16 protein-coding genes are annotated in these 21,977 nt (G+C 58.7%); 6 read left to right on the top strand and 10 right to left on the bottom strand.

Annotated elements, in window-relative coordinates; genetic code table 11:
• Nucleotides 1–180: 180 nt before the first annotated feature.
• Nucleotides 181–1,578, bottom strand: a complete 1,398-nt coding sequence (locus SK53_RS04040; RefSeq protein WP_003856705.1) for a NarK family nitrate/nitrite MFS transporter — start codon at nucleotides 1,576–1,578, stop codon at nucleotides 181–183.
• A 309-nt stretch (nucleotides 1,579–1,887) separates the two neighbouring features.
• Here SK53_RS04040 and narX point away from each other — a divergent pair, with 309 nt between their 5' ends.
• Nucleotides 1,888–3,684 (top strand): nitrate/nitrite two-component system sensor histidine kinase NarX, encoded by a 1,797-nt coding sequence (narX, locus tag SK53_RS04035; protein ID WP_048208572.1) that lies wholly within the window; start codon nucleotides 1,888–1,890, stop codon nucleotides 3,682–3,684.
• Entirely contained in the window at nucleotides 3,677–4,327 is a 651-nt protein-coding gene (gene narL, locus SK53_RS04030; RefSeq protein ID WP_003856701.1) for a two-component system response regulator NarL, read from the top strand. The genes narX and narL overlap by 8 nt, the downstream gene beginning before the upstream one ends.
• A gap of 1 nt (nucleotide 4,328) precedes the next feature.
• On the opposite strand, the gene SK53_RS04025 is transcribed toward narL, so the two are convergent.
• The 7 genes from SK53_RS04025 to nasR form a co-directional block, all read right to left on the bottom strand.
• Nucleotides 4,329–5,747 (bottom strand): YchO/YchP family invasin, encoded by a 1,419-nt coding sequence (locus SK53_RS04025; RefSeq protein ID WP_048208570.1) that lies wholly within the window; start codon nucleotides 5,745–5,747, stop codon nucleotides 4,329–4,331.
• Between the two features lie 174 nt (nucleotides 5,748–5,921).
• Nucleotides 5,922–8,399 carry a nitrate reductase gene (locus SK53_RS04020; protein WP_048208568.1) on the bottom strand — a complete coding sequence of 826 codons (2,478 nt, stop codon included), beginning with the start codon at nucleotides 8,397–8,399 and terminating at the stop codon, nucleotides 5,922–5,924.
• The gene (nirB, locus tag SK53_RS04015; protein ID WP_075262509.1) at nucleotides 8,396–12,382 is read right to left on the bottom strand and encodes a nitrite reductase large subunit NirB; all 3,987 of its coding nucleotides are present in this window, start codon (nucleotides 12,380–12,382) and stop codon (nucleotides 8,396–8,398) included. The genes SK53_RS04020 and nirB overlap by 4 nt, the downstream gene beginning before the upstream one ends.
• Nucleotides 12,383–12,394: 12 nt before the next feature.
• Nucleotides 12,395–13,183 carry an ABC transporter ATP-binding protein gene (locus tag SK53_RS04010; RefSeq protein WP_045336446.1) on the bottom strand — a complete coding sequence of 263 codons (789 nt, stop codon included), beginning with the start codon at nucleotides 13,181–13,183 and terminating at the stop codon, nucleotides 12,395–12,397.
• Nucleotides 13,184–13,192: 9 nt separating this feature from the next.
• Nucleotides 13,193–14,071 carry a nitrate ABC transporter permease gene (ntrB, locus tag SK53_RS04005; protein WP_048208566.1) on the bottom strand — a complete coding sequence of 293 codons (879 nt, stop codon included), beginning with the start codon at nucleotides 14,069–14,071 and terminating at the stop codon, nucleotides 13,193–13,195.
• A gap of 2 nt (nucleotides 14,072–14,073) precedes the next feature.
• Complete coding sequence (locus tag SK53_RS04000; RefSeq protein ID WP_048208564.1) at nucleotides 14,074–15,321, bottom strand: CmpA/NrtA family ABC transporter substrate-binding protein; 1,248 nt, start codon at nucleotides 15,319–15,321, stop codon at nucleotides 14,074–14,076.
• Nucleotides 15,322–15,548: 227 nt separating this feature from the next.
• Nucleotides 15,549–16,721: a nitrate regulatory protein NasR gene (nasR, locus tag SK53_RS03995; protein ID WP_003856683.1), complete on the bottom strand. Its 1,173-nt coding sequence runs from the start codon at nucleotides 16,719–16,721 to the stop codon at nucleotides 15,549–15,551.
• 73 nt (nucleotides 16,722–16,794) lie between these two features.
• Here nasR and SK53_RS03990 point away from each other — a divergent pair, with 73 nt between their 5' ends.
• The 3 genes from SK53_RS03990 (at nucleotide 16,795) to SK53_RS03980 (ending at nucleotide 19,473) form a co-directional block, all read left to right on the top strand.
• Complete coding sequence (locus SK53_RS03990; protein WP_015570354.1) at nucleotides 16,795–17,148, top strand: DsrE/DsrF/TusD sulfur relay family protein; 354 nt, start codon at nucleotides 16,795–16,797, stop codon at nucleotides 17,146–17,148.
• A gap of 106 nt (nucleotides 17,149–17,254) precedes the next feature.
• Nucleotides 17,255–19,039 carry a methyl-accepting chemotaxis protein gene (locus tag SK53_RS03985; RefSeq protein ID WP_045351013.1) on the top strand — a complete coding sequence of 595 codons (1,785 nt, stop codon included), beginning with the start codon at nucleotides 17,255–17,257 and terminating at the stop codon, nucleotides 19,037–19,039.
• Between the two features lie 194 nt (nucleotides 19,040–19,233).
• Entirely contained in the window at nucleotides 19,234–19,473 is a 240-nt protein-coding gene (locus SK53_RS03980; RefSeq protein WP_003856678.1) for a hypothetical protein, read from the top strand.
• A gap of 30 nt (nucleotides 19,474–19,503) precedes the next feature.
• On the opposite strand, the gene SK53_RS03975 is transcribed toward SK53_RS03980, so the two are convergent.
• Together SK53_RS03975 and chaB are read right to left on the bottom strand one after the other, a co-directional pair.
• Nucleotides 19,504–20,199, bottom strand: a complete 696-nt coding sequence (locus SK53_RS03975; protein WP_017384255.1) for a gamma-glutamylcyclotransferase — start codon at nucleotides 20,197–20,199, stop codon at nucleotides 19,504–19,506.
• 176 nt (nucleotides 20,200–20,375) lie between these two features.
• Nucleotides 20,376–20,606, bottom strand: coding sequence for a putative cation transport regulator ChaB (gene chaB, locus SK53_RS03970; protein ID WP_003856674.1), 231 nt, complete (start codon nucleotides 20,604–20,606; stop codon nucleotides 20,376–20,378).
• A gap of 268 nt (nucleotides 20,607–20,874) precedes the next feature.
• Between chaB and chaA the strand changes: the two genes are divergently transcribed.
• Nucleotides 20,875–21,975 (top strand): sodium-potassium/proton antiporter ChaA, encoded by a 1,101-nt coding sequence (gene chaA, locus SK53_RS03965; protein WP_003856672.1) that lies wholly within the window; start codon nucleotides 20,875–20,877, stop codon nucleotides 21,973–21,975.
• Nucleotides 21,976–21,977 lie beyond the last annotated feature (2 nt).

The raw sequence follows: 21,977 nt of genomic DNA, 5'->3' as shown, positions 1-21,977 counted from the left end.
ATCGTACAATATGTGAGGCAAAATTTAACATCTTAGGTATTAAGGGGTAGAGACACCTGTAAAGCGATGGCGATCACAGCGTGACCTGCGGGTGAGCACGGGTAACGCCATTAGTATGTTGTAACTATTCAGCGATTAAAAAAAGCGCGGCACTCAGGCCGCGCAAACGGATAATCAAGCTTACTTGTTTTTCTTGGTATTACGGCCATATACCAGCCAGGTGATGACCACGCAGGCGATATAGAAGACGAGGAATACTTTCATCGCACCCGCCGGAGAGCCGGTCAGATCCAGTGAGATACCGAACGCTTTTGGAATAAAGAAGCCGCCAATCGCGCCTATCGCAGAGATAAACCCAAGCGCCGCAGCGGTATCGGTGGCGGCTTCACGCATTGCCTGCTCGTCGCTCCCACCCTGCGCTTTCACGCGGTCCATGGTCAGCTTGCGGAAGATGACAGAGATCATCTGGAAAGTAGACGCACTGCCCAGCCCGGCGGTCAGGAACAGCACCATGAAGACGCCGAAGAAGGCAAAGAAGTTACCCCCCTCACCACCCGCAGGCAGCGTCAGGAACAGCAGCGCACAGAAGATGGCCATTACAACAAAGTTCACCAGCGTAACGCGCGTCCCGCCCAGACGGTCGGAGATCATCCCGCCCAGCGAACGTGCCAGCGCGCCGATAAACGGACCGAAGAAGGCAAACTGAAGGATCTGCACGTCCGGGAACTGGGTTTTAGACAGCATGGCAAAGCCTGCGGAGAAACCGATGAACGAGCCGAAGGTCGCCAGATACAGCAGCGCCATCACCCACAGGTGGCCACGCTTCAGAACCGGCAGCTGCTCGCTCAGTGACGCTTTGGACGCGGACAGATCGTTCATGAAGAACCACGCCGCCAGGGTAAAGACCACCAGGAACGGTACCCAAATCCAGGAGGCGTTTTGCAGGAACAGCACGGAACCGTCGGGCTGCGTCACACCGCCGCCGCCAAAGGCCGCAAAGATGGAGACAGAGATCGCCAGCGGGGCAATCAGCTGCATCACGCTCACGCCCATGTTACCCAGGCCGCCGTTAATGCCCAGCGCGCCACCCTGCTTCGCTTTCGGGAAGAAGAAGCTGATGTTTGCCATACTGGACGCAAAGTTCGCCCCCGCAAAACCGCACAGCAGAGAGATAATCACGAACACGCTAAACGGTGTGGAGGTATCCTGCACCGCAAAACCGAGCCACACGCACGGTATGATCATGATCCCGGTACTGAAAGCCGTCCAGCGACGACCACCAAAGACCGGCACCATAAACGCATAAGGAACGCGCAGCAGTGCGCCTGAAAGCGACGGCAACGCGGTCAACATAAACAGCTGATCGGTGGTAAAGGTAAAGCCCACTTTTGGCAGGTTAACCGCAACCGCACTGAACAACATCCAGACGCAAAACGCCAGTAACAGACATGGAACGGAAATCCACAGATTACGACTTGCTACACGGTGGCCGCGCTGTTGCCAGAACGCCGGATCCTCTGGACGCCAGTCTGTAATAACGGCACCAGTTTCCCTTTCGGGAGCGGAAGAGTGACTCATAGACACCTCTGATTCTCGAATGATGCTGCAAACATTAGGGCTTTAGGACGGCGGTAAGTTGATATAAATCAAAGGAAAAGTGGGAGGTTTTGCGGCAAAAAAAAAGCCATCACTCTTAATGAGTAGATGCAAAACGTAAAAAAGGTGTGGTTTTTCACGGTGCTGAGGCATCCCTGCTTCGTCCACCCACTAACCGTTACCCCTCTGGCAATTTAGAGGTAATCCTTTATTGGTATGGGTATACTCCAGGGTATGCACCAGAATAGCGCCATTCCTGCAATCAGGTCACGTCAGGAGCCCGGCAACTCTATGTTAAAAAGATGTTTATCTCCGCTGACGCTGGTTAACCAGCTGGCGCTTATTGTTCTGCTGTCCACCGCTATCGGTGTGACTGGCATGGCTATTTCTGGCTGGCTGGTACAGGGTGTACAGGGTAACGCGCATGCCATCAACGAGGCAGGCTCGCTACGTATGCAGAGTTACCGGCTACTGGCGTCGGTGCCGCTGACGCAGGCTGACCAACCGCTTATCGACGAAATGGAGCGTACCGCATTCAGCCCTGAACTGGAAAGAGCCGCCATCCGTGACGGTCAGCAATCTCAGCTTAAGGCGCTTCAGGGCTACTGGCATACCCAGCTGGAGCCCGGCTTGAAGCGGGCGGAAGACCGGGAAACGGTCGCCCAGGATGTCGCCGGGTTTGTGTCACGCATCGATCATCTTGTCTCCTCATTCGATCGCACCACAGAGTTACGCATTGACCGTGTGGTGATGGTTCACCGCGCAATGGCGCTGTTTATGGGTTTGCTGCTGATTTTCACGGTTATCTGGCTGCGCGCGCGGTTGCTTAACCCCTGGAAACAGCTCCTGGCGATGGCCCGCGCCGTCACACAGCGCGATTTTACCCAGCGCACGCACATCAGCGGGCGCAACGAAATGGCGATGCTTGGCGAGGCGCTCAATACCATGTCGGCAGAGCTATCAGAGAGCTACGCGGTACTGGAACAACGCGTCCAGGAGAAAACCGCCGGGCTTGAGCAAAAAAACGAGATCCTCTCTTTCCTCTGGCAGGCGAACCGTCGCCTGCATATGCAGGTACCGCTTTGCGAACGTCTCTCGCCAGTACTGAACGGCCTGCAAAACCTGACTCTGCTCCGCGATCTTGAGCTTCGGGTTTACGACGTTGAAGATGAGGAAAACCATCAGGAATTTACCTGTCAGTCGGACATCTCCTGCGACGATAAAGGGTGTCATCTGTGCCCGCGCGGCTTGCCGCCGCTTACCACCAGCGGCACGACCCTCAAGTGGCGGCTGATGGACAGCCATACCCAGTACGGTATTTTGCTGGCCACCCTGCCCGCCGGACGTCACCTGAGCCACGACCAGCAGCAGCTGGTCGATACGCTTGTTGAGCAGCTCACGACCACGCTGGCGCTCGACCGCCACCAGGAGAAACAGCAGCAGCTGATCGTGATGGAGGAGCGTGCCACCATCGCCCGCGAGCTGCACGACTCCATCGCCCAGTCCCTCTCCTGCATGAAGATGCAGGTGAGCTGCCTGCAAATGCAGGACGAAGGCATGCCCGAGAGCAGCAAACAGCTGCTCAGCCAGATCCGCAACGAGCTTAACACCTCGTGGGTTCAGCTTCGCGAGCTGCTGACCACCTTCCGTTTGCAGCTCACCGAGCCGGGGCTGCGCCCTGCGCTGGAGTCCAGCTGTCAGGAGTTTAGTGCCCGGCTGGGCTTCCCGGTGAAGCTGGATTACCAGCTGCCACCGCGTTTTGTCCCCTCTCACCAGGCGATCCATTTGCTGCAAATTGCCCGTGAAGCCCTGAGCAACGTGCTCAAGCATGCCGAGGCGACGGCCGTTACGGTCACCGTCAGCTGCCAGGATAATCAGGTGAAGCTCAGGGTTCAGGATAACGGCCGCGGCGTGCCGGAAAATGCCGAACGAACGAACCATTATGGTTTAATTATCATGCGAGACCGCGCGCAAAGCCTGCGCGGTGATTGCCAGGTTCGCCGGGGAGAGTCAGGTGGCACCGAAGTAGTGGTCACCTTTATACCCGAAAAGCCCCTCATAACTGCTCAAGGAGAAAACCATGACTAATCAGGAACCGGCATCTATCCTGTTGATTGACGATCATCCGATGCTGCGCACTGGCGTTAAACAGCTTGTCAGCATGGCGCCAGATATCACCGTCGTCGGGGAAGCCAGCAACGGCGAACAGGGTATTGAACTTGCCGAATCGCTCGATCCTGATTTGATCTTGCTCGATCTCAACATGCCGGGCATGAATGGCCTGGAAACCCTCGACAAGCTGCGGGAGAAATCCCTCTCTGGCCGGGTGGTAGTCTTCAGCGTCTCAAACCATGAAGAAGACGTGGTCACCGCCCTCAAGCGAGGGGCAGACGGCTATCTGCTGAAAGATATGGAGCCGGAAGATCTGCTCAAGGCGCTGCAACAGGCTGCCGCAGGCGAGATGGTGCTGAGTGAAGCGTTAACGCCGGTACTGGCCGCCAGCCTGCGTGCGAACCGCGCCACGTCTGACCGCGACGTCAGCCAGTTGACCCCGCGCGAGCGTGACATTCTGAAGCTGATTGCCCAGGGGCTGCCGAATAAAATGATCGCCCGCCGTCTGGACATCACCGAGAGCACGGTCAAAGTGCATGTCAAACACATGCTGAAAAAAATGAAGTTAAAATCCCGCGTCGAAGCCGCCGTCTGGGTGCATCAGGAGCGCATTTTTTAACTTACTCATCCGGCAGCAACTTCCACCGTGGATCGTCGGCAGGCATTGCGACGAGCGGTTGCACCACGGAAAGCGTGATCTCATTGGAGGAGACACGCTGCCCATCCTTATCTTCCACCACGGCCGTTAGCCGCCATGCGTTTTTCGCCCCTTCTGAATCATCCCATGCAGGCATGATCACACTCCAGCCATCGCTGCTGTTGCCGTTTGCCGGTGAGGTCAGGCTGAGCGCCTGGGTATCACCCAGCCAGTGGATCTGCCGGATACCGTGCTTGCTGCGAATTTGCAGCTTCAGCATCACGGTTTCGCCTGGCTTAAGATCCCACGGCGGCGTGGCCAGATATACCGAGAGGGTTTTGCGCTGACGGAATTCCATCACGGGCAGATTATCGCGATCGGGTGAATCATAGCGGCTGCCCCGCAGCGAGCGCGTCGCCGCCACTTCCCCGGCGGAAAGCTGTTTCGCCAGCGGCACGCCAAAACGATAGTTGAGCTTCAGCCCGAGGTTATTCTGGCTAACGCCGCTCTCCCCCTGCTTATGGGCAGCCGTCAGGGTGACCAGCGGTACGGGGGTATAGTTCAGCCCCAGGTTGACCGCAACCGGGTTGTGATACCCCGTACCGCTGTTAAACAGATCGACGTTATCGCCAAAATACTGTTCAAAGCTGACGCTGGTGTTCAGTTGATGAAACCAGGGAAGCCAGGCTTTGGCCGTTACGTCGTACCCGCGCGCCATGCGCTGCTCGCGGATGTCGGAACGCGGCTGCCAGCCAGCGAACGGCTGGTAGTAATTGGCCGACAGGCGCAGGTTTTCACCCCACGCCTCTGCGCCCAGCCCGGCACGTTGCAGGTTGTCTTCCAGCAGGTTGTCGTAAAAGGTGTTGTAGCCCAGCAGCCAGTTTCCGGCAACCCAGCGCTGCCCGATCCCGACATTGCTCACCAGCCCATCTGTCTGCTGCGTCAGGCCAAGCTGGCTCCAGCTCAGATAACGGGTGTTGTCGTTCCAGGGGATAAACCAGCTACCGCTGCTGCCGTTAAAGTTGCCGTCGTCATCCACCAGTACATTGACGTTGGCGTTTCCCCAGGGTGAAAGCCAGGATTCAATCTGCTCGTTGACTTCACCGCTGACGGCATCCCGCACTTTGCCAAACGCGAACTGTCGCGCCTGCTGCCCGGCCGTCAGGCCGTTATCGGTCATACTGGCTTCACCGAAGGCCTTTGCCATTTCAGCCAGATGCTTTTCGCCTTCGGTGGTCGGTTGCGCCATACCGAGATCCGGCAGGCTATCGCCGTTATTATCAAACGGATTCTGCGCCTGCTGCACGAAGGATTTCGGCGCACCGTGAAGGGCTCCAGCCGTAAAAAGGGGGAGTAACAGCAAAAAACGGATGCGGGACGATACAGCCTTCAACGTCGTCAATCAGAACCTGTGTTTATGAACAAACACTTATTATGTTAACGCCATAAGCCCTGAAAACCAGTCTTAACAGAAATTTCAGGAATATCCTGAAAAGATTTGTCGGGTGGCGGCTTCGCCTTACCCGACCTACAAATTCGTACCGGTGCGAAGCCGCCAACCGACGCCCTTGCACTATTATCCCAACAGCGCTTTCAGCTCCGGCACGCAGGAGCCGCAGTTCGTGCCGCAGCGCAGCTTCACGCCCAGCGCTGCGGCAGAATCACAGCCTCCGGCTATCGCCTTACGTATCGTATTTTCACCCACGCTGAAGCAGCTACAGATAATTCGCCCGGGATCGGCATCTTCGCCCGGCCGTTGTCCGTGCAGCAGCGCATGGCGTTCAGCGAGTTGTACGGGTGCAGCAGCAAAGGCTTCTTCAATAAACGCATGCGCCAGCGCCGGCAGCGTATGGCCCTCCCAGTAGCCCAGCATCAGCTCGCCGTGATGCCAGGCGAGCACGCTGCTGCGTTCTCCCGTCTGTGCCACCTGTAACTGCCAGCCCCGACCGCTGGCGTACGCCCTGACCCACGACAGCAACGGCTGCTCCCCCGCCACCGTCAGACGTGAGGCTTTACGCCACCAGCAGACCGACGGCGGCAGCGCTGGCAGCTCGCGGGCATACAGTTCACCCTGCCAGGCCGGTAGCCAGGGCATGATCCTCACCGCGGTTTGTTTACTCTCCGGCTGGCCGGAACCGGCATCAATCCGCCCTTCCACCAGCGCATTGACCTTCCCCTGCCGTGCAAATTGCGCGTTCCAGTGCATCGGCGCAAACAGCTCGCCCGCACGCTGCGCGGTGGAGATACGTACTCTGGCAACCATCACCCCGCGCGGGGAGCTTATCCGCGCCAGCTGGCCGTCAGTCAGCCCAGCGCGCGCCGCATCGGTTGCGTTCATCTCAACAAAAGGCTCATCAATATGCTGCATCAGGCGCGGAACATACCCCGTGCGCGTCATGGTGTGCCACTGATCGCGGATCCGCCCGGTATTCAGTATCAAGGGGTACAATTCGTCGACGCCTGCCCCATGCGAGGAAGGATCAACCGGTACAAGATTTCTTTGCGGGAAATCACCGGCATGCCACTGATAAGGCGCCAGCGCGTCCCACGCCTCTCGCGACAGCGACGCCAGTTCGCGCAGGTTTAGCGCCCGTTCGCCGTTATTTTCAAACGCCGTCAGCGCCGCATGTTCACAAAATATCTCCTGAGGGTGTTCCCAGGCGAAGGCATCGCCATAACCGAGCTGCTCTGCGATCCGGGCGATGATCCACCAGTCCGGTCTGGCCTCGCCCGGCGCAGGCAGAAACGCGCGCTGGCGGGAGATACGGCGTTCAGAATTGGTCACCGTGCCATTTTTCTCGCCCCAGCCCAGGGCGGGAAAACGGATATGGGCAAACCGGCTGGTGTCCGTCTCCTGCATCACCTCAGATACCATGACCAGCGGGCAGGCCGCCAGCGCCTGGCACACCGCGTGGCTGTCGGGAAGCGACACGGCAGGGTTGGTGCCCATGATCCACACCGCCTTCACCTCGCCGCGGGCAATAGCGTCAAACAGTTCCACCGCCATCAGGCCCGGGGTGTGCGCCAGCCGTTCCGTTCCCCAGAAACGCGCCACGCGCGAGAGATCGTCCGGCTCGAAGTTCATGTGCGCCGCCAGCTGGTTCGCCAGCCCGCCCACTTCCCGCCCGCCCATGGCATTTGGCTGTCCGGTCAGCGAAAACGGGCCGCAGCCAGGACGGTTGAACTTCCCGCTGGCAAGATGCACGTTAATGATGGCGTTACACTTGTCGCTGCCGGTGGAGGACTGGTTGATCCCCATGGTGTAGAGCGTGATCGCGCGTGGCGCGGTGATAAACCAGTCGTAGAAGGTGCCAATCTCGTCTGAAGGCAGATCGCAAAACGCCGCCACGCGAGGGATCGGCCACTCGCCCCGCCCCTGAATCAGATTGAGCAACCCCACAAACAGCCCGGCGTCGCTGCCGGGTCTGAGCGCGAGGTGGAGATCGGCTATATCGCAGGTGGCGGTTTTACGCGGATCGATCACGACCACTTTCATCTGCGGATTGTTGTGCTTTGCCTGCACCAGCCGCTGATACAGCACCGGATGCGTCCAGGCCGCGTTTGAGCCAACGAGTACCACCAGATCGCTGTTTTCCACGTCCTCGTAGCTGCACGGCACCACGTCTTCACCGAAGGCGCGTTTGTAGCCCACCACCGCCGATGACATGCACAGCCGCGAGTTGGTATCCATGTTCGCCGCCCCGATAAAGCCTTTCATCAGCTTGTTGGCGGCATAGTAATCCTCGGTCAACAGCTGGCCGGAGGCATAAAACGCCACCGCCTGCGGCCCCCATTCGTTGATGATGTTCCGTAACCGCTCGCCCGCTTCGCCCAGCGCCTGCGGCCATTCCACCTCCCGGCCATCGACCACCGGGCGCAGCAGGCGTCCCTGCAACCCCGTGGTTTCCCCGAGGGCAGATCCTTTTACACACAGACGACCGAAATTCGCCGGATGAGTTTCATCCCCCCGAATGCTCACCTTTTCACCGTCTGCGCTGGCGACCACGCCGCAGCCCACCCCGCAGTAAGGGCACGTTGTCCGGGTTTCGGTCATGAGGCCTCCGCACGCATCACCAGCTCTTCATTTCCAACCCATACCTTGCCGTTTTCAATTTTTACCGGCCAGGCGCGCACCACGGGTTCGCCATTCTCCACCTGACAGCCGTCGCGCAGACGAATACGTTGCTTGTAGAGCGGCGAGATCACCACCGGTTCCCCCGCCGCATCGCCGAGGATGCCGCGTGAAAGCACGTTCGCGCGGCTACCCGGCTCCCGATCGTCGAGGGCATAAACGTTTTTGCCAAAGCGGAACAGCGCAATCGGTTTGCGCCCAAGATGCGCACCGATGCCCGCCTGCTCCGGGATCTCATCGATATTACAAATTTCCTGCCAGCGCTTGTTCTGCTCCGCGGCGGGGACGTTCACCGCGGTGCGGAACAGCGCCAGGCGGTCAGGATCGTTAAGGGTGGTTTGCCATTCGCACTGGTAGGTCTCCACCACCCGGGCCATCTCCTGCTCCAGCTCAAGGGCGATCCCCAGGCTGTCGTTGAGGATCACCTCGCGCAGATAGTCGAGGCCGCCTTCCAGGTTATCCATCCAGGTACTGGTGCGTTGCAGACGATCTGCCGTGCGAATGTAGAACATCAGGAAACGGTCAACGGTGCGGATCAGCGTTTCGTCGTCCAGATCGCTGGCGAAGAGATCCGCGTGGCGCGGCTTCATCCCGCCGTTGCCGCACAGATAGAGGTTCCAGCCTTTGTCCGTGGCAATCACCCCTACGTCTTTGCTCTGCGCCTCTGCGCACTCACGGGTACAGCCGGAGACCGCCATTTTGATTTTGTGCGGCGCGCGCAGCCCCTTGTAGCGGTGCTCCAGCCTGACCGCGAGGCCGGTGGAATCCTGCACGCCGTAGCGGCACCAGGTCGACCCGACGCAGGATTTCACCGTGCGCAGGGATTTCCCGTAAGCATGTCCGGTCTCAAACCCGGCCTCTACCAGCGCCTGCCAGATTTCCGGCAACTGTTCGAGCGTGGCGCCAAACAGGTCAATACGCTGCCCGCCGGTAATTTTGCTGTAAAGGCTATAGCGTTTCGCGATCTGGCCGATGGCGATCAGCCCGTCGGCGGTCACTTCACCCGCAGGCATCCGCGGGACGATGGAGTAGGTTCCGTCCTTCTGAATATTGGCGAAATAGCGATCGTTAGTGTCCTGCAACGGCAGATGCGCCGGTTTCAGCAGATACTCGTTCCAGCAGGAAGCCAATACCGATCCCACCAGCGGCTTACAGATCTCGCACCCGTGCCCCTGACCGTAGCGGCTGATAAGCTGGTCGAAGGTGCGGATATGGTTGACGCGCACCAGGTGGTAAATCTCCTGACGCGAGTACGGGAAGTGTTCGCAGATATCCTTTTTCACCTCCACGCCCTGCTCTGCAAGCTGGAACTCCATCACCTGCTTCACCAGCGCGCTACAGCCTCCGCAGCCGGTCGCCGCTTTGGTGCACTGCTTAATGGCGCCGATATCCGTCGCACCCGCGCTTACCGCCTGGCAGATATCCCCTTTGCTGACGTTATGACACGAACAGATCTGCGCGCTTTCCGGCAGCGCCGCCACGCCCAGCGCTTTCGGCGCGCTGCCTGACGATACGGGTAAGATCAGCGTTTCCGGTTCTTTTGGCAGGCTGATGCCGTTGAGCATCATCTGCACCAGCGTGGCGTATTCGCTGGCATCGCCCACCAGCACGCCACCCAGCAGGGTTTTGCTGTCGTGGCTGACCACAATCTTTTTGTAGATTTGCTGCGGCCCGTGCGTCCACTGGTAGCTCAGCGCGCCCGGCGTGCGCCCGTGAGCATCGCCAAACGACGCCACATCCACGCCCAGCAACTTGAGTTTGGTACTCATATCCGCGCCGGTGAAGCGCTTCGCCTCACCCGCCAGCACAGCGGCGGCCACGCGCGCCATCTGGTAGCCCGGTGCCACCAGGCCAAAGATTTTCCCCTCCCACAGCGCGCATTCCCCGATGGCAAGCACATCCGGATCGGAGGTCCGGCAGCCGTCGTCAATGCAGATCCCGCCGCGCTCGCCGACAGCCAGCCCGCTGCTGCGCGCCAGCGCGTCCTGCGGCCGAATACCAGCAGAGAAGACCACCATGTCCGTTTCCAGCTGTTCACCATCGGCAAAGCGCAGCACCAGCCCGTCGTCTGCGGTGGCAATCTCCGTCGTCGATTTACTGGTGTGTACCCCTACGCCCAGCGCCTCAATTTTCTTACGCAGCATTGCCGCGCCGTCGCTGTCGAGCTGCACCGCCATCAGGTTAGGCGCAAACTCCACCACGTGGGTTTCCAGCCCGAGCTGCTTAAGCGCATTCGCCGCCTCCAGCCCCAGCAGGCCGCCGCCAATCACCACACCGCGGCGAGAGCCTGCCGCATGGGCCGCAATGTTGTCCAGATCGTCGAGGGTGCGGTAGACAAAACAACCCGGCAGATCGTTGCCCGGAACGGGTGGTACGAACGGGTACGAGCCGGTCGCCAGCACCAGCTTGTCCCAGTGAGTCTCATGGCCACTGGCGGTACGCACTACGTGTGCATCACGATCGATAGCAACGATCTGCTGGGAGAGGCGCAGCTCAATGCCGTTATCGGCAAAGAACTCCCCCGCCACCAGCGAGAGCGAGTCCGCGCTGCGTCCGCCAAAATATTCCGACAGATGCACGCGGTCATAGGCGGCATAGCGCTCTTCGCCAAAAACAATAATCTGATACTGCTGATGCAAATTGCGGTTAACGCAGTCTTCGAGGAAATGATGGCCGACCATACCGTGCCCAACCACCACCAGAGTAGGTTTTGTCATAGCGTTCTGTCCTGCAACCTGCGGTTGCGTTGTGAAACGATCGAACAGCCAGTCCGCGTGGGCGGGCGCAGCCGTTGCCAGTAAATCGGTAAAGGTTGCCGCGCTGCGGCAGTCACCCAGCAGCAGCACGCCAGCCAACGCCCCCTGATGGATCAGTAAACGTCGATAGTGACGGGTCAGCGGATCCCATGAACTCCAGACCACATCGTCCGCCTGCGCCGTCGCGCGCCCGAGGCTGAACAGATCCACGCCGGTCACCTTAAGGCGCACGCCGTTGTCGGTCAGGGTAAACGGCGCGGTGACCTCCCCGGCCAGCCGCGCGGCAAGAATATCCGCCTGCGCCAGACAGGGGGCCACCAGGCCAAACGTCTGGCCGTCAATTTCGCAGCACTCGCCGATGGCGTAGATACCCGGCACGGAGGTTTGCATCTCCTGATCCACCACGATGCCGCGCGCGCAGCGAATGCCGCTGGCATTCGCCAGCGCAACGTTGGGCTGCACGCCGGTTGCCAGCACCACGCGCGTGGCGGCAATGCGGCGTCCGTCGAGCGACGTCACGGCATCGTCAGCGATGGCGGTGATGCCGGAGGCGAGTTCACAGCTAACGCCCCGCGCCGCCAGCGCCTCTTCCAGCAACAGTCCCGCCTGCTGATCCAGCTGCTGTTCCATCAGCCACGGACCGCGATGCACGAGCGTGACGTTGTCACCCTTGCGCGCCAGCGCTGCCGCTGCCTCCACGCCGAGTACGCCGCCGCCCAGCACTACCGCCGGCCCGGAGATATTCTGGATGGCGCGGGTTTCTGCCAGGGTGCGAAAGGTGAACACATGCGGCGCATCGCCGCCGGGGATCGGCGGCACAACAGGGGTAGAACCGGTGGCAAACACCAGCGCATCCCAGCCCAGCGTGCGAGCAGAGGTATGCACTTCACGCGCGTTGACGTCTACTGCGAGCGCCGTTTCTCCTCGCAGCACCGTCACGCCTCGTGCCGTGTACCAGTCTTCATCGTGCAGACAGATGTGCTCCGCCTGCTTTTCGCCACCCAGCACTGGCGAAAGCTGGATGCGGTTGTATGCCTGCTCCGGCTCGTCACCGATGACGGTGACAGCGAAACGACCGGGAACACGCCCGGTGAGCGACGCAATCAGCCGGGTTGCCGCCATACCATTACCGATAATGACCAGTCGCATCGTGCCCCCTCATTACGCCGCTTTCGGCTGTTTTTCGTAGAGGAAATGGAGGATCTGCTGGCGCATGTGGTGATAGCGGCTGTCGTCCGCCAGCTGCACCCGGTTGCGCGGGCGCGGCAGATCGACGCGCAGGATCTCACCCACGGTGGCCGCCGGGCCGTTGGTCATCATCAGTACGCGGTCAGAGAGCAGTACCGCCTCGTCCACGTCGTGGGTGATGAGCACGATGGTGGTATTCAGCGCCTGCTGGATCTGCATCACCGAATCCTGAAGATGGGCACGCGTCAGCGCATCGAGCGCGCCAAACGGCTCATCCATCAGCAGCACTTTCGGCTTCATCGCCAGCGCGCGGGCAATCCCGACGCGCTGCTTCATGCCGCCGGAGATCTCCCCGGGATGCTTGTGCAGCGCGTGGCCCATCTGCACCCGGTCGAGATTGTGCTCAATCCACGCTTTGCGCTCGGCCTTACTCATGGTGTGACGGAAGACCTGATCCACCGCCAGCGCCACGTTGTCGAAGCAGGTCAGCCACGGCAGCAGCGAATGATTCTGAAACACCACCGCGCGCTCTGGCCCCGGCCCGGCGATTTCGCGGTTGTCGCAAATCAGCCCGCCTTCCGTCGGCAGCGTGATCCCGGCGATCAGGTTTAACAGCGTCGACTTGCCGCAGCCGGAGTGACCAATCAGACTGACGGTTTCGCCCTCGTGGATATCAAAAGAGACGTTTTGCAGCGCCAGAAACTCGCCGCTGGCGGTGGAAAAACGCTGGCTCACGGCCTGGACCTGAATTAACGGTTTCATCTTCACTCCTTATTTTTCCTGCCAGCTAAAGCGACGGGCGATCAGCATCAGCCCCTGCTCCAGCAGCAACCCGACCACGCCAATGATGACGATGGCGATGAGAATGTTTTCGACGTTGAGGTTGTTCCACTCATTCCAGATCCAGAAGCCAATGCCTAAACCTCCGGTGAGCATCTCGGCGGCGACAATCACCAGCCAGGCAATGCCAATGGAAAGACGTACCCCGGTCAGCACCGCAGGCAGCACGGCCGGGAAAAGAATGCGGCGCATGATGGTCCACTCTGAGAGTTGCAGCACCCGGGCCACGTTGAGGTAGTCCTGCGGAATACAGCGCACCCCTTCGGCGGTGTTAATGACCATCGGCCAGATGGAGCAGATAAAAATAGTCCAGCTCGATGCAGGCTCCGCTTTCTGGAACAGCAGCAGGCCGATAGGCAGCCAGGCCAGCGGGCTGACCGGACGCAGTAGCGCGATCAGCGGGTTGAACATGCGGGAGAAAAAGGTGAAGCGGCCAATCAAAAAGCCCAGCGGAATGCCCGCCAGCGCCGCCAGACCGAAGCCGATGGCGACGCGCTGCAACGACGCCAGCACGTTCCAGCCAATGCCCATATCGTTTGGCCCGTCGCGATAAAACGGATCGGCAAACAGGGTCATGGCCGAATCGAGCGTGCTGAGCGGCGTCGGAAAGCCTTTACTGTTTATCGCCGTCAGCTGCCAGAGCACCACCAGCAGGCCGAGACCGAGCAGCGCCGGGATGACGCGCTGTAAAAAATCATTCATCCGACGCGTAAACGCGGGCGCACGACGGCGAACCTGTAACGGAGGCAGGACTATCACTTCCCCGCTCTCTGACGTCTCTTGTGGTTTTGTATTTTGCAGATGCTGCATACTCAGGCCCCTTTACGGTGAATGGCGAAGCGGTTGGCGTACCCTTCCGGATCGGTGCCGTTCCAGACGGTGCCGTCCATCAGGGTGCTGCTGCGATACGGTGATGACGGTGTGGACATGCCGCCCACGGCGGTCGCGGCATCCTGCCAGACCGCGGTCTGGTTAATGCGCTGTGCAATGCCCGCGTAATCCGGCGCGGCGTTGAGCGAGCCCCAGCGGCGGAACTGGGTTAAGAACCACATGCCATCGGAGAGATACGGGTAGCTCACGGCACCCTCGTTGAAGAAACGGATCGGGTGCGCATCCTGCCAGCGCTGACCGACCCCGTTGTCGTACTCGCCGAGCATGCGTCCGGTGAGATACTGTTCCTTGCAGTTGAGCCAGGCGCGGCGCGAGAGGATCTGCGCGGTTTCGCGTTTGTTTTCCGCTGACGCCTCGATCCAGCGCGCGGCTTCCATCACGGCGCTCACCAGCGCCCGTGCGGTGTGCGGATTTTTCGCCACCCAGTCGCGTCGGGTGCCGAGGATCTTTTCCGGGTGATCGGCCCAGATGGACTGCGACGTAGCGGCGGTAAATCCGATGCGGTCGTTAATCGCCCGCGCGTTCCACGGCTCGCCAACGCAAAACCCGACCATGTTGCCAATGCGCATGTTCATCACCATCTGCGGCGGCGGCACCACCACGGTGCGCACGTCGTCAAACGGGTTAATCCCCGCGCTGGCCAGCCAGTAGTAGAGCCACATGGCGTGCGTTCCCGTCGGGAAGGTATGCGCGAAGGTGTAAGTTCCCGGCGCCTGCTGCGCAATCAGCTTTTTCAGCCCGTCGAGGTCACGAACGCCCTTCTCCGCCAGATCGCTGGAGAGCGTAATGGCCTGACCGTTCTGGTTGAGGGTCATCAGGTTCGCCATCTGCTGCGGCTTGCCCGCGATACCCAGCTCCAGACCGTACAGCAGGCCGTAAAGAATGTGCGCGGCGTCCAGTTCGCCCGCCACCAGCTTGTCGCGCACCGCCGCCCAGCTCGCCTCTTTGGTCGGCACAATAGTAATGCCGTGTTTTTTATCGAACCCCTTCAGGGCCGCGATAACCACGGGCGCGCAGTCGGTCAGAGGTATAAACCCGATACGCACGGTATCCTGCTCCGGCTTATCTGACCCCGCCGCCCATGCGGCCTGCATGACACCCGGCAACAGCATCGCACCACTCGCCAGCATGCTGGCCTGCAATAACCGCCGTCTCGACAAATCCGCCATAATTGCTCCTGAAAAAAGGCAAAAAAAAGCGCCCGACGGTGCTGAAGCACCGCTGGACGCCTTTATCCTGAAGACGCATGCACCGCCGTTGGCGCATCGTCGAAAATGGTTAATCTGTTAATGCAAAGGTAATGCCAGCTTTTCATCCCCGGCGTTACGGGGTTTCTGCAAGAAGAGCGCTGTATTACGCACCTCAATCAGGCATAAATTGCCCACTGACTGTGCAACTACTCCCCAGGGGGTATCTTCCACAGATTTTTCACCGTAAGCAGCGCACGGGCGATATCTACCATGCGTTGGTTTTTATCCATCGCCATTTTGCGCAGGGCGGTCCACGCCTGCTCCTCGCTCATGTTCTGGTGCGTCATCAGCACGCTTTTGGCTTTGTCGATGGTCTTACGCTCCTCCAGCGTGTCGCGCAGGGAAGCAAGCTGACGGGAGAGTTGCTCAATTTCACGCGCCTGCTGGCGCACCAGCGGCAGCAGCGGTTTATCCGGAAATCGCGCCAGGATATCGTCGTGTTCATCGTCTGCGTGCAGGTTTTCGCTATAGCGGCGCTCCTCAACTGCCGTCATCAGATCGGCAATTGCCACCTCCTCCAGCGTGCGCAGGTGCTCAAGGCGCGCGGTTTGCAGGGCAAACCATTTGAGGGCGGTATCACCGTTATCTGCCGGAGGCTGGCGGGTGCACGCTTCACGCCTGAGTTTTTCAGTCTCCAGACCCGGCAGGCAGTTGAGGGTAAATGACTCCTGCACGTCTGGAGTGCAATGGGAGATAAAAACCTCAAAGCAGGCCTGCTGGCCATCAATGCGATCCACCAGCCGCTGGCGGGTTTCATCGTCAAAGAATCCCTGGGTGAAACCAATAGCCCCCAGCGCCCGCTCTTGTCCCACAAGTTCTTTGCCCTGCATCAGGCTGTAAAGGGCCACAAATCGGCCCGCGATGTGCGGATCGTCAATGCTGTCGCTGAGTTGGGGTACGATACTGAGCAAATGACGCAGTATGCGGCTGTAATGTTCCATCGCCTGCGGCGCGGTGACGCATTGACCTGTAACGCCATCACGCAGCGCCGTTAGCGTCTCAAGGCCGTGCAGTGCGCTGGCAATACGTTCGCACAGGGCGCTGCCCGGCAGCGGTTCGTTAAACTGAAGGTGCAATGCGGCGAGGTTTTCATCCACCAGGGCCCTGCTGGCCTTGCATTCAGGCGCGTACAATTTGCCCTGCGAGCAGAGCCAGACATTTGACGCACCGCGCTCGCACTGTAGCATATGCACCAGTCGACTGATGCCGTTCACCAGTGCGCCCAGCTGCGCCAGTCTGCCGAGCTGTTCCTCGCGCAACATTCTCGCACGCTGGAACCATTCGGTTGCGCCAGGGGAACTGCCAGCCACTATCGTCATCGTTTCTCTCCCCGATACGTATTCTTCGGTACGAGAAGCAATATTCGTGCCTTTTCAAAGAACAGGAGTCAACATGCAGAAGATTGTGATCGTCGCCAACGGTGCGGCCTACGGCAGTGAATCCCTTTTTAACAGCCTGCGCCTGGCAATCGCGCTGCGCGATAAGGAGAGTGAGCTGGAGCTGCGCCTCTTTTTGATGTCCGACGCCGTCACGGCCGGGCTGAAGGGGCAAAAACCCGCAGAGGGCTACAACATTCAACAAATGCTGGAGATCCTGACCGCGCAAAACGTTCCGGTCAAACTGTGCAAAACCTGTACCGACGGGCGCGGCATTACCGGGCTGCCGCTGATTGATGGCGTGGAAATTGGTACGCTGGTGGAGCTGGCTGAATGGACGCTTTCCGCCGATAAAGTATTAACTTTTTAATAATAACCCGCTAAAAATATTATTTTCTTATGGACGCGGTTTCAGCATCAAGTTTACCTGCACCGTTGCCGATAGGCATGGAAACAACACAGCAGGTATTACACTTATGTTCAGATCCATTCGCGCCCGCATCATTGCCGCGACGACAGGCTGTCTGGTCGTCGCCCTTCTTCTTAATACCATTATTAACTTTCAGGTCACGCGCCAGGATAATCAGCAGTCGCAGCGCGATATTCTGACCAGCACCAGCGCCAGCCACAACATGGCGATTGCCGACTGGGTGAACAGCAAAATAACCGTCATCACTTCGGCGCAGTCGGTCGCGCTCAGCGACGATCCGGTTCCGGTGTTTAAACAGCTTGCACTGGCGGGTGGATTTACCAACGTCTACGTGGGTTATGCCAGCAAAACGGCTAAATTTTCTGACCCAACCGGGGTGCCCGCTGATTACGATCCCACCCTTCGCCCGTGGTATCAGCAGGTCGTCAGCGCTGATGGCCCGGTAGTGACTGCACCCTATGTGGATGCGGGCACCGGGAAACTGGTGGTGACGTTCGCGGTACCCGTTAAAGAGCAAGGCGCCCTGAAAGCGGTGGTGGCGGGCGATGTGGCAATGGACAGCGTGGTGGCTAACGTGCGCGGTATTCACCCGACTCCGGCCAGCAGTGGACTGCTTTTGGACAGCAACGGCACCGTAATTGCCGGCAGCGATCCTGCGCTGACGCTTAAGCCGTTTACTGAAACGATCAAAGGGACCGATTTTGCCACTCTGAAAAGCGGCAACCTGGTTGACGGAACGTCAAACGGACGCGAAAAAACGTTCCTGGCCACCGCCGTGCCGGGGACGCACTGGCTGCTGGTTGTGGCGCTTGATAACGGCGATGCCACCGCCGGGATGCGCTCATTGCTTAAAGCATCCGCACTGTCGCTGGCAATCCTCGCCCTGCTGAGCGGAGCCCTCATGCACCTCCTGATTGCCCGCCTGCTTAAGCGGCTGTTTGGTATCCGTGACGCGATGAACAACATTGCCAACGGTACTAACGATCTGTCGCAGCGTCTGCCGGATAAGGGGGGCGATGAAGTGGCGCAAATCGCGCAGGCGTTTAACGCCTTCAGCGATAAGCTTTCTGTGGTGATGGTCCAGCTGCGTGATGCGAGCGCCTCAGTGAAAAACGCCGCGCATGAGATTGCGGCGGGTAATCAGGATCTTTCCGGGCGTACCGAGCAGGCGGCATCAAGCCTTCGCGAAACCGCCAGCGCCGTGGAAGAGATCACGGCCTCCGTTACGCAGTCAAACGAGTCGGCAGCAGAAGCGAACGAACAGGCGAGCAAGGCCTCTGCCGCCGCATCCCGCGGCGGCGACGTCGTCGCTCAGGCCATCAGCACCATGCAGTCCATCGAACTGGCTTCCGCGAAAATCGGCGATATCACCAGCGTCATTGACGGCATTGCCTTCCAGACCAATATTCTGGCGCTTAACGCCTCGGTGGAAGCGGCGCGTGCCGGGGAACAAGGCCGTGGGTTCGCGGTCGTTGCGGGGGAAGTACGTAACCTGGCCAGCCGCAGCGCTCAGGCGGCGAAAGAGATCAAATCCCTTATTGATTCCACCACCGAAAGCGTTGCAACCGGCTCCCGGTTTGTGCACCTTGCGGGCGACAGCATGGATGAGATCCGCGCCAGCGTCGGGAGCGTGTCAGGCATAATGCGTGAAATATCTATTGCCACCCGCGAGCAGATGAAAGGGATCCATGAGATTAACCACGCGGTGACTCACCTGGATCGCATGGTGCAGCAGAACGCCGAGCTTGTTGTACAGTCTGCTGCGGCGGCCAGCGCGCTGCAAAGCCAGGCGGGCGACCTTGCTGAGACCGCTGGCCATTTCCGCATATAATTTTTCCCGGGCGCGCGTTAAGTAGGGTAAACGCGCGTCCGCTGAAAGGTTTCAGGGATTTTGTCATTTTTGTTTAATCGTTGCGCCATTTTTTGATCGAAATCAGCATCCCCCCCCTGCCCCTTTGGTGTTATGCAATGAGTAAATTGTAAACAACATCACGCTCGGGATGGGCAAAAACGACGGGGTATAAAATGGCACGAGTTAAAACGAGTCTGAAACTGTTTGGCGGGGATACGGTAGTGGTACGTTGCTCAGAGCGTTGCCGCATCCATCTGATAAGTTCGAAAGGACAGAAACAATCGCAGGCAGATATCCTTACCGTCCAGGACGATAAGGCCTGGCTGACGGTGCCTTACACCGGCACCTGGGATGTGCTGATCGACAGCCACAGCCAGTCGCTCGAACATTCCGTAAGTTACGTGGCGGCATAACCATAAACGCCCGGCCAGCCGGGCGTATTATCAGGCAAAACCTGGCCGCAGCGTATTGCTGAGCGGGTTCCCTTCCAGCAGCGCTTTCACCTTCACCACCAGCTCACTCAGACAGTCGTCCTGCATACCGAGACGCGTCAGCTCCTGATCGAGCGAGAAAAGGTACTGGGCGTTAGTACCCAGCGGTCCACTGGCGGCGGCAATCAGCGGGGCAATCACCTGGGTTCGGGTGTCGGCTTCATACAGCGGGTGGCGCGGATCCATAATGAACACCAGCGCGTTGACGGTGCGGCCGTCATCCAGTTCCAGCTTGCACCAGCTGGGCATATAGCAGCCGGTGATCATCTCGCGCTTCCACAGCAGCGTCAGCTCATCTTCCAGCGTGGTATCCGGCAGCCGGTATGCCACGCCCGTGGTGCGCCCGCCCTCTTTTAGTGCAAGCATGCGTCCTGGCTGACACGCGCTGCCGCGTCCGGCGGTCAGGCGCAAACAGAAGGCGCGGTGCCAGCCAGGCAGCGTTCCGGTTGCCGATTCAACAAATTCGAGCGCCGGGTTCCACATCAGCGAGCCGTAACCAAAGATCCAGACCGGGCCATCATCCGGGCGGCAGGCCAGCGTTGCCGCAAGCGACGCCGCACGTTGTTCAGCCGACCACAGAAGCGATTCCTCAATAGCACCAAATGCCGTCTTACAATCTGCCTTCATCAAGAAATCACGCGTTAACACATTCCACCTCCGCCACTGCATGCTTCCTTGCGACATCTGTAATTCGCCTTCCCGGCATTCTGTGCTGTTCATTTTAACAGCAGTTGAGCAACGATAAGCAATTCGCGGGCCAGATGCAATACAGCGGCAGGTCAACCGCCTGAAATGTCAAAAGGGAGGCAGCGTATTATTCGCGGCTATTTCTTTTTGTGCCATTTATCATCGTCCCCTTTCTCATAGTCATTTTTTACGGCGGCCCAGGCCACCTTATGGGCCGTCTCTTCGCGGCTGGCATCGTCCCGGCGATCTTCTTTATCTTTGTACTGATCCCAGGCGCTGTTAAAGGCTTCTTTGTAGATATCCTGGGCGTGGGCAGGCAATACGTTTTGCACGTTATCTGGTAATTCGCTTTTCGATTTGTATGGCATCGTTAACCTCTCTTTTGGCTAAAAGATAAGTGTGGACGACGATACGCGAGGGTGCCAGCCGACAGAAAGAAACGAACAACTTAAAAATACAACTTATTGTTATTAAACCATTATTTAATGTAGATAGGACATTATAAGCCTCAGGCATAAAAATTATAATAAAGGGTAAAAATAAGTAAAAAATACAGGGTATTTAACAGATTTCTGTTAATTTAATACTTTTAAAATCTATCTATAATTACAAGCACCTGCATTGTTGGAGAAACACATGACAGCAACACACGAGGCGGTGAAAACCCGCCACAAGGAGACCTCTCTCATTTTCCCGGTTCTGGCACTGGCTGTGCTGCTCTTCTGGGGAAGCAGTCAGTCATTGCCAGTGGTTGTGGGGATCAATATTCTGGCTCTGGTGGGTATTTTAACCAGCGCATTTAGCGTGGTACGCCATGCGGATGTTTTAGCCCACCGTCTTGGAGAGCCGTATGGGTCATTAATTTTAAGCCTTTCGGTTGTGATTCTTGAGGTCAGTCTCATTTCCGCATTAATGGCCACCGGCGACGCCGCGCCAACGCTAATGCGCGATACACTCTATTCCATCATTATGATTGTTACCGGCGGCCTGGTCGGTTTTTCACTTTTATTAGGTGGTCGCAAATTTGCCACCCAGTACATGAACCTTTTTGGCATTAAACAGTACCTGATTGCCCTGTTCCCGCTGGCGATTATTGTGCTGGTATTCCCGATGGCGCTGCCGGGTGCAAATTTCACCACCGGCCAGGCGCTGCTGGTGGCGCTGATTTCCGCGGCGATGTACGGCGTGTTCCTGCTGATCCAGACCAAAACGCACCAGAGCCTGTTTGTTTACGAGCATGAAGACGACGGTGACGACGATGACCCGCATCACGGTAAGCCGTCGGCTCACAGCAGCGCGTGGCACACGGTTTGGCTGATCGTGCATCTGATTGCCGTTATTGCGGTCACCAAGATGAATGCGAACCCGCTGGAGGCGCTGTTAACTGAACTGAACGCGCCGGTCGCCTTTACCGGTTTCCTGGTGGCCCTGTTGATCCTGTCGCCAGAAGGCCTGGGAGCGCTGAAAGCGGTGCTCAATAATCAGGTGCAGCGGGCGATGAATCTGTTCTTTGGCTCTGTTCTGGCGACCATCTCCCTTACCGTTCCGGTGGTGACGTTGATTGCCTTTATGACGGGAAATGAATTGCAGTTTGCGCTGGGTGCGCCAGAGATGATTGTGATGGTGGCATCCTTGCTGCTGTGCCAGATTTCCTTCTCCACCGGCCGCACCAATGTGCTGAACGGCGCGGCGCATATGGCGCTGTTTATTGCGTATCTGATGACGATATTTGCGTAATT

The organism is Enterobacter sp. MGH119 (assembly GCF_001037675.1).
GTDB lineage: Bacteria > Pseudomonadota > Gammaproteobacteria > Enterobacterales > Enterobacteriaceae > Enterobacter > Enterobacter hormaechei_C.
The sequence above is the reverse complement of the archived record's forward strand: the minus strand, read 5'-3'. Positions and strand labels throughout refer to the sequence as shown.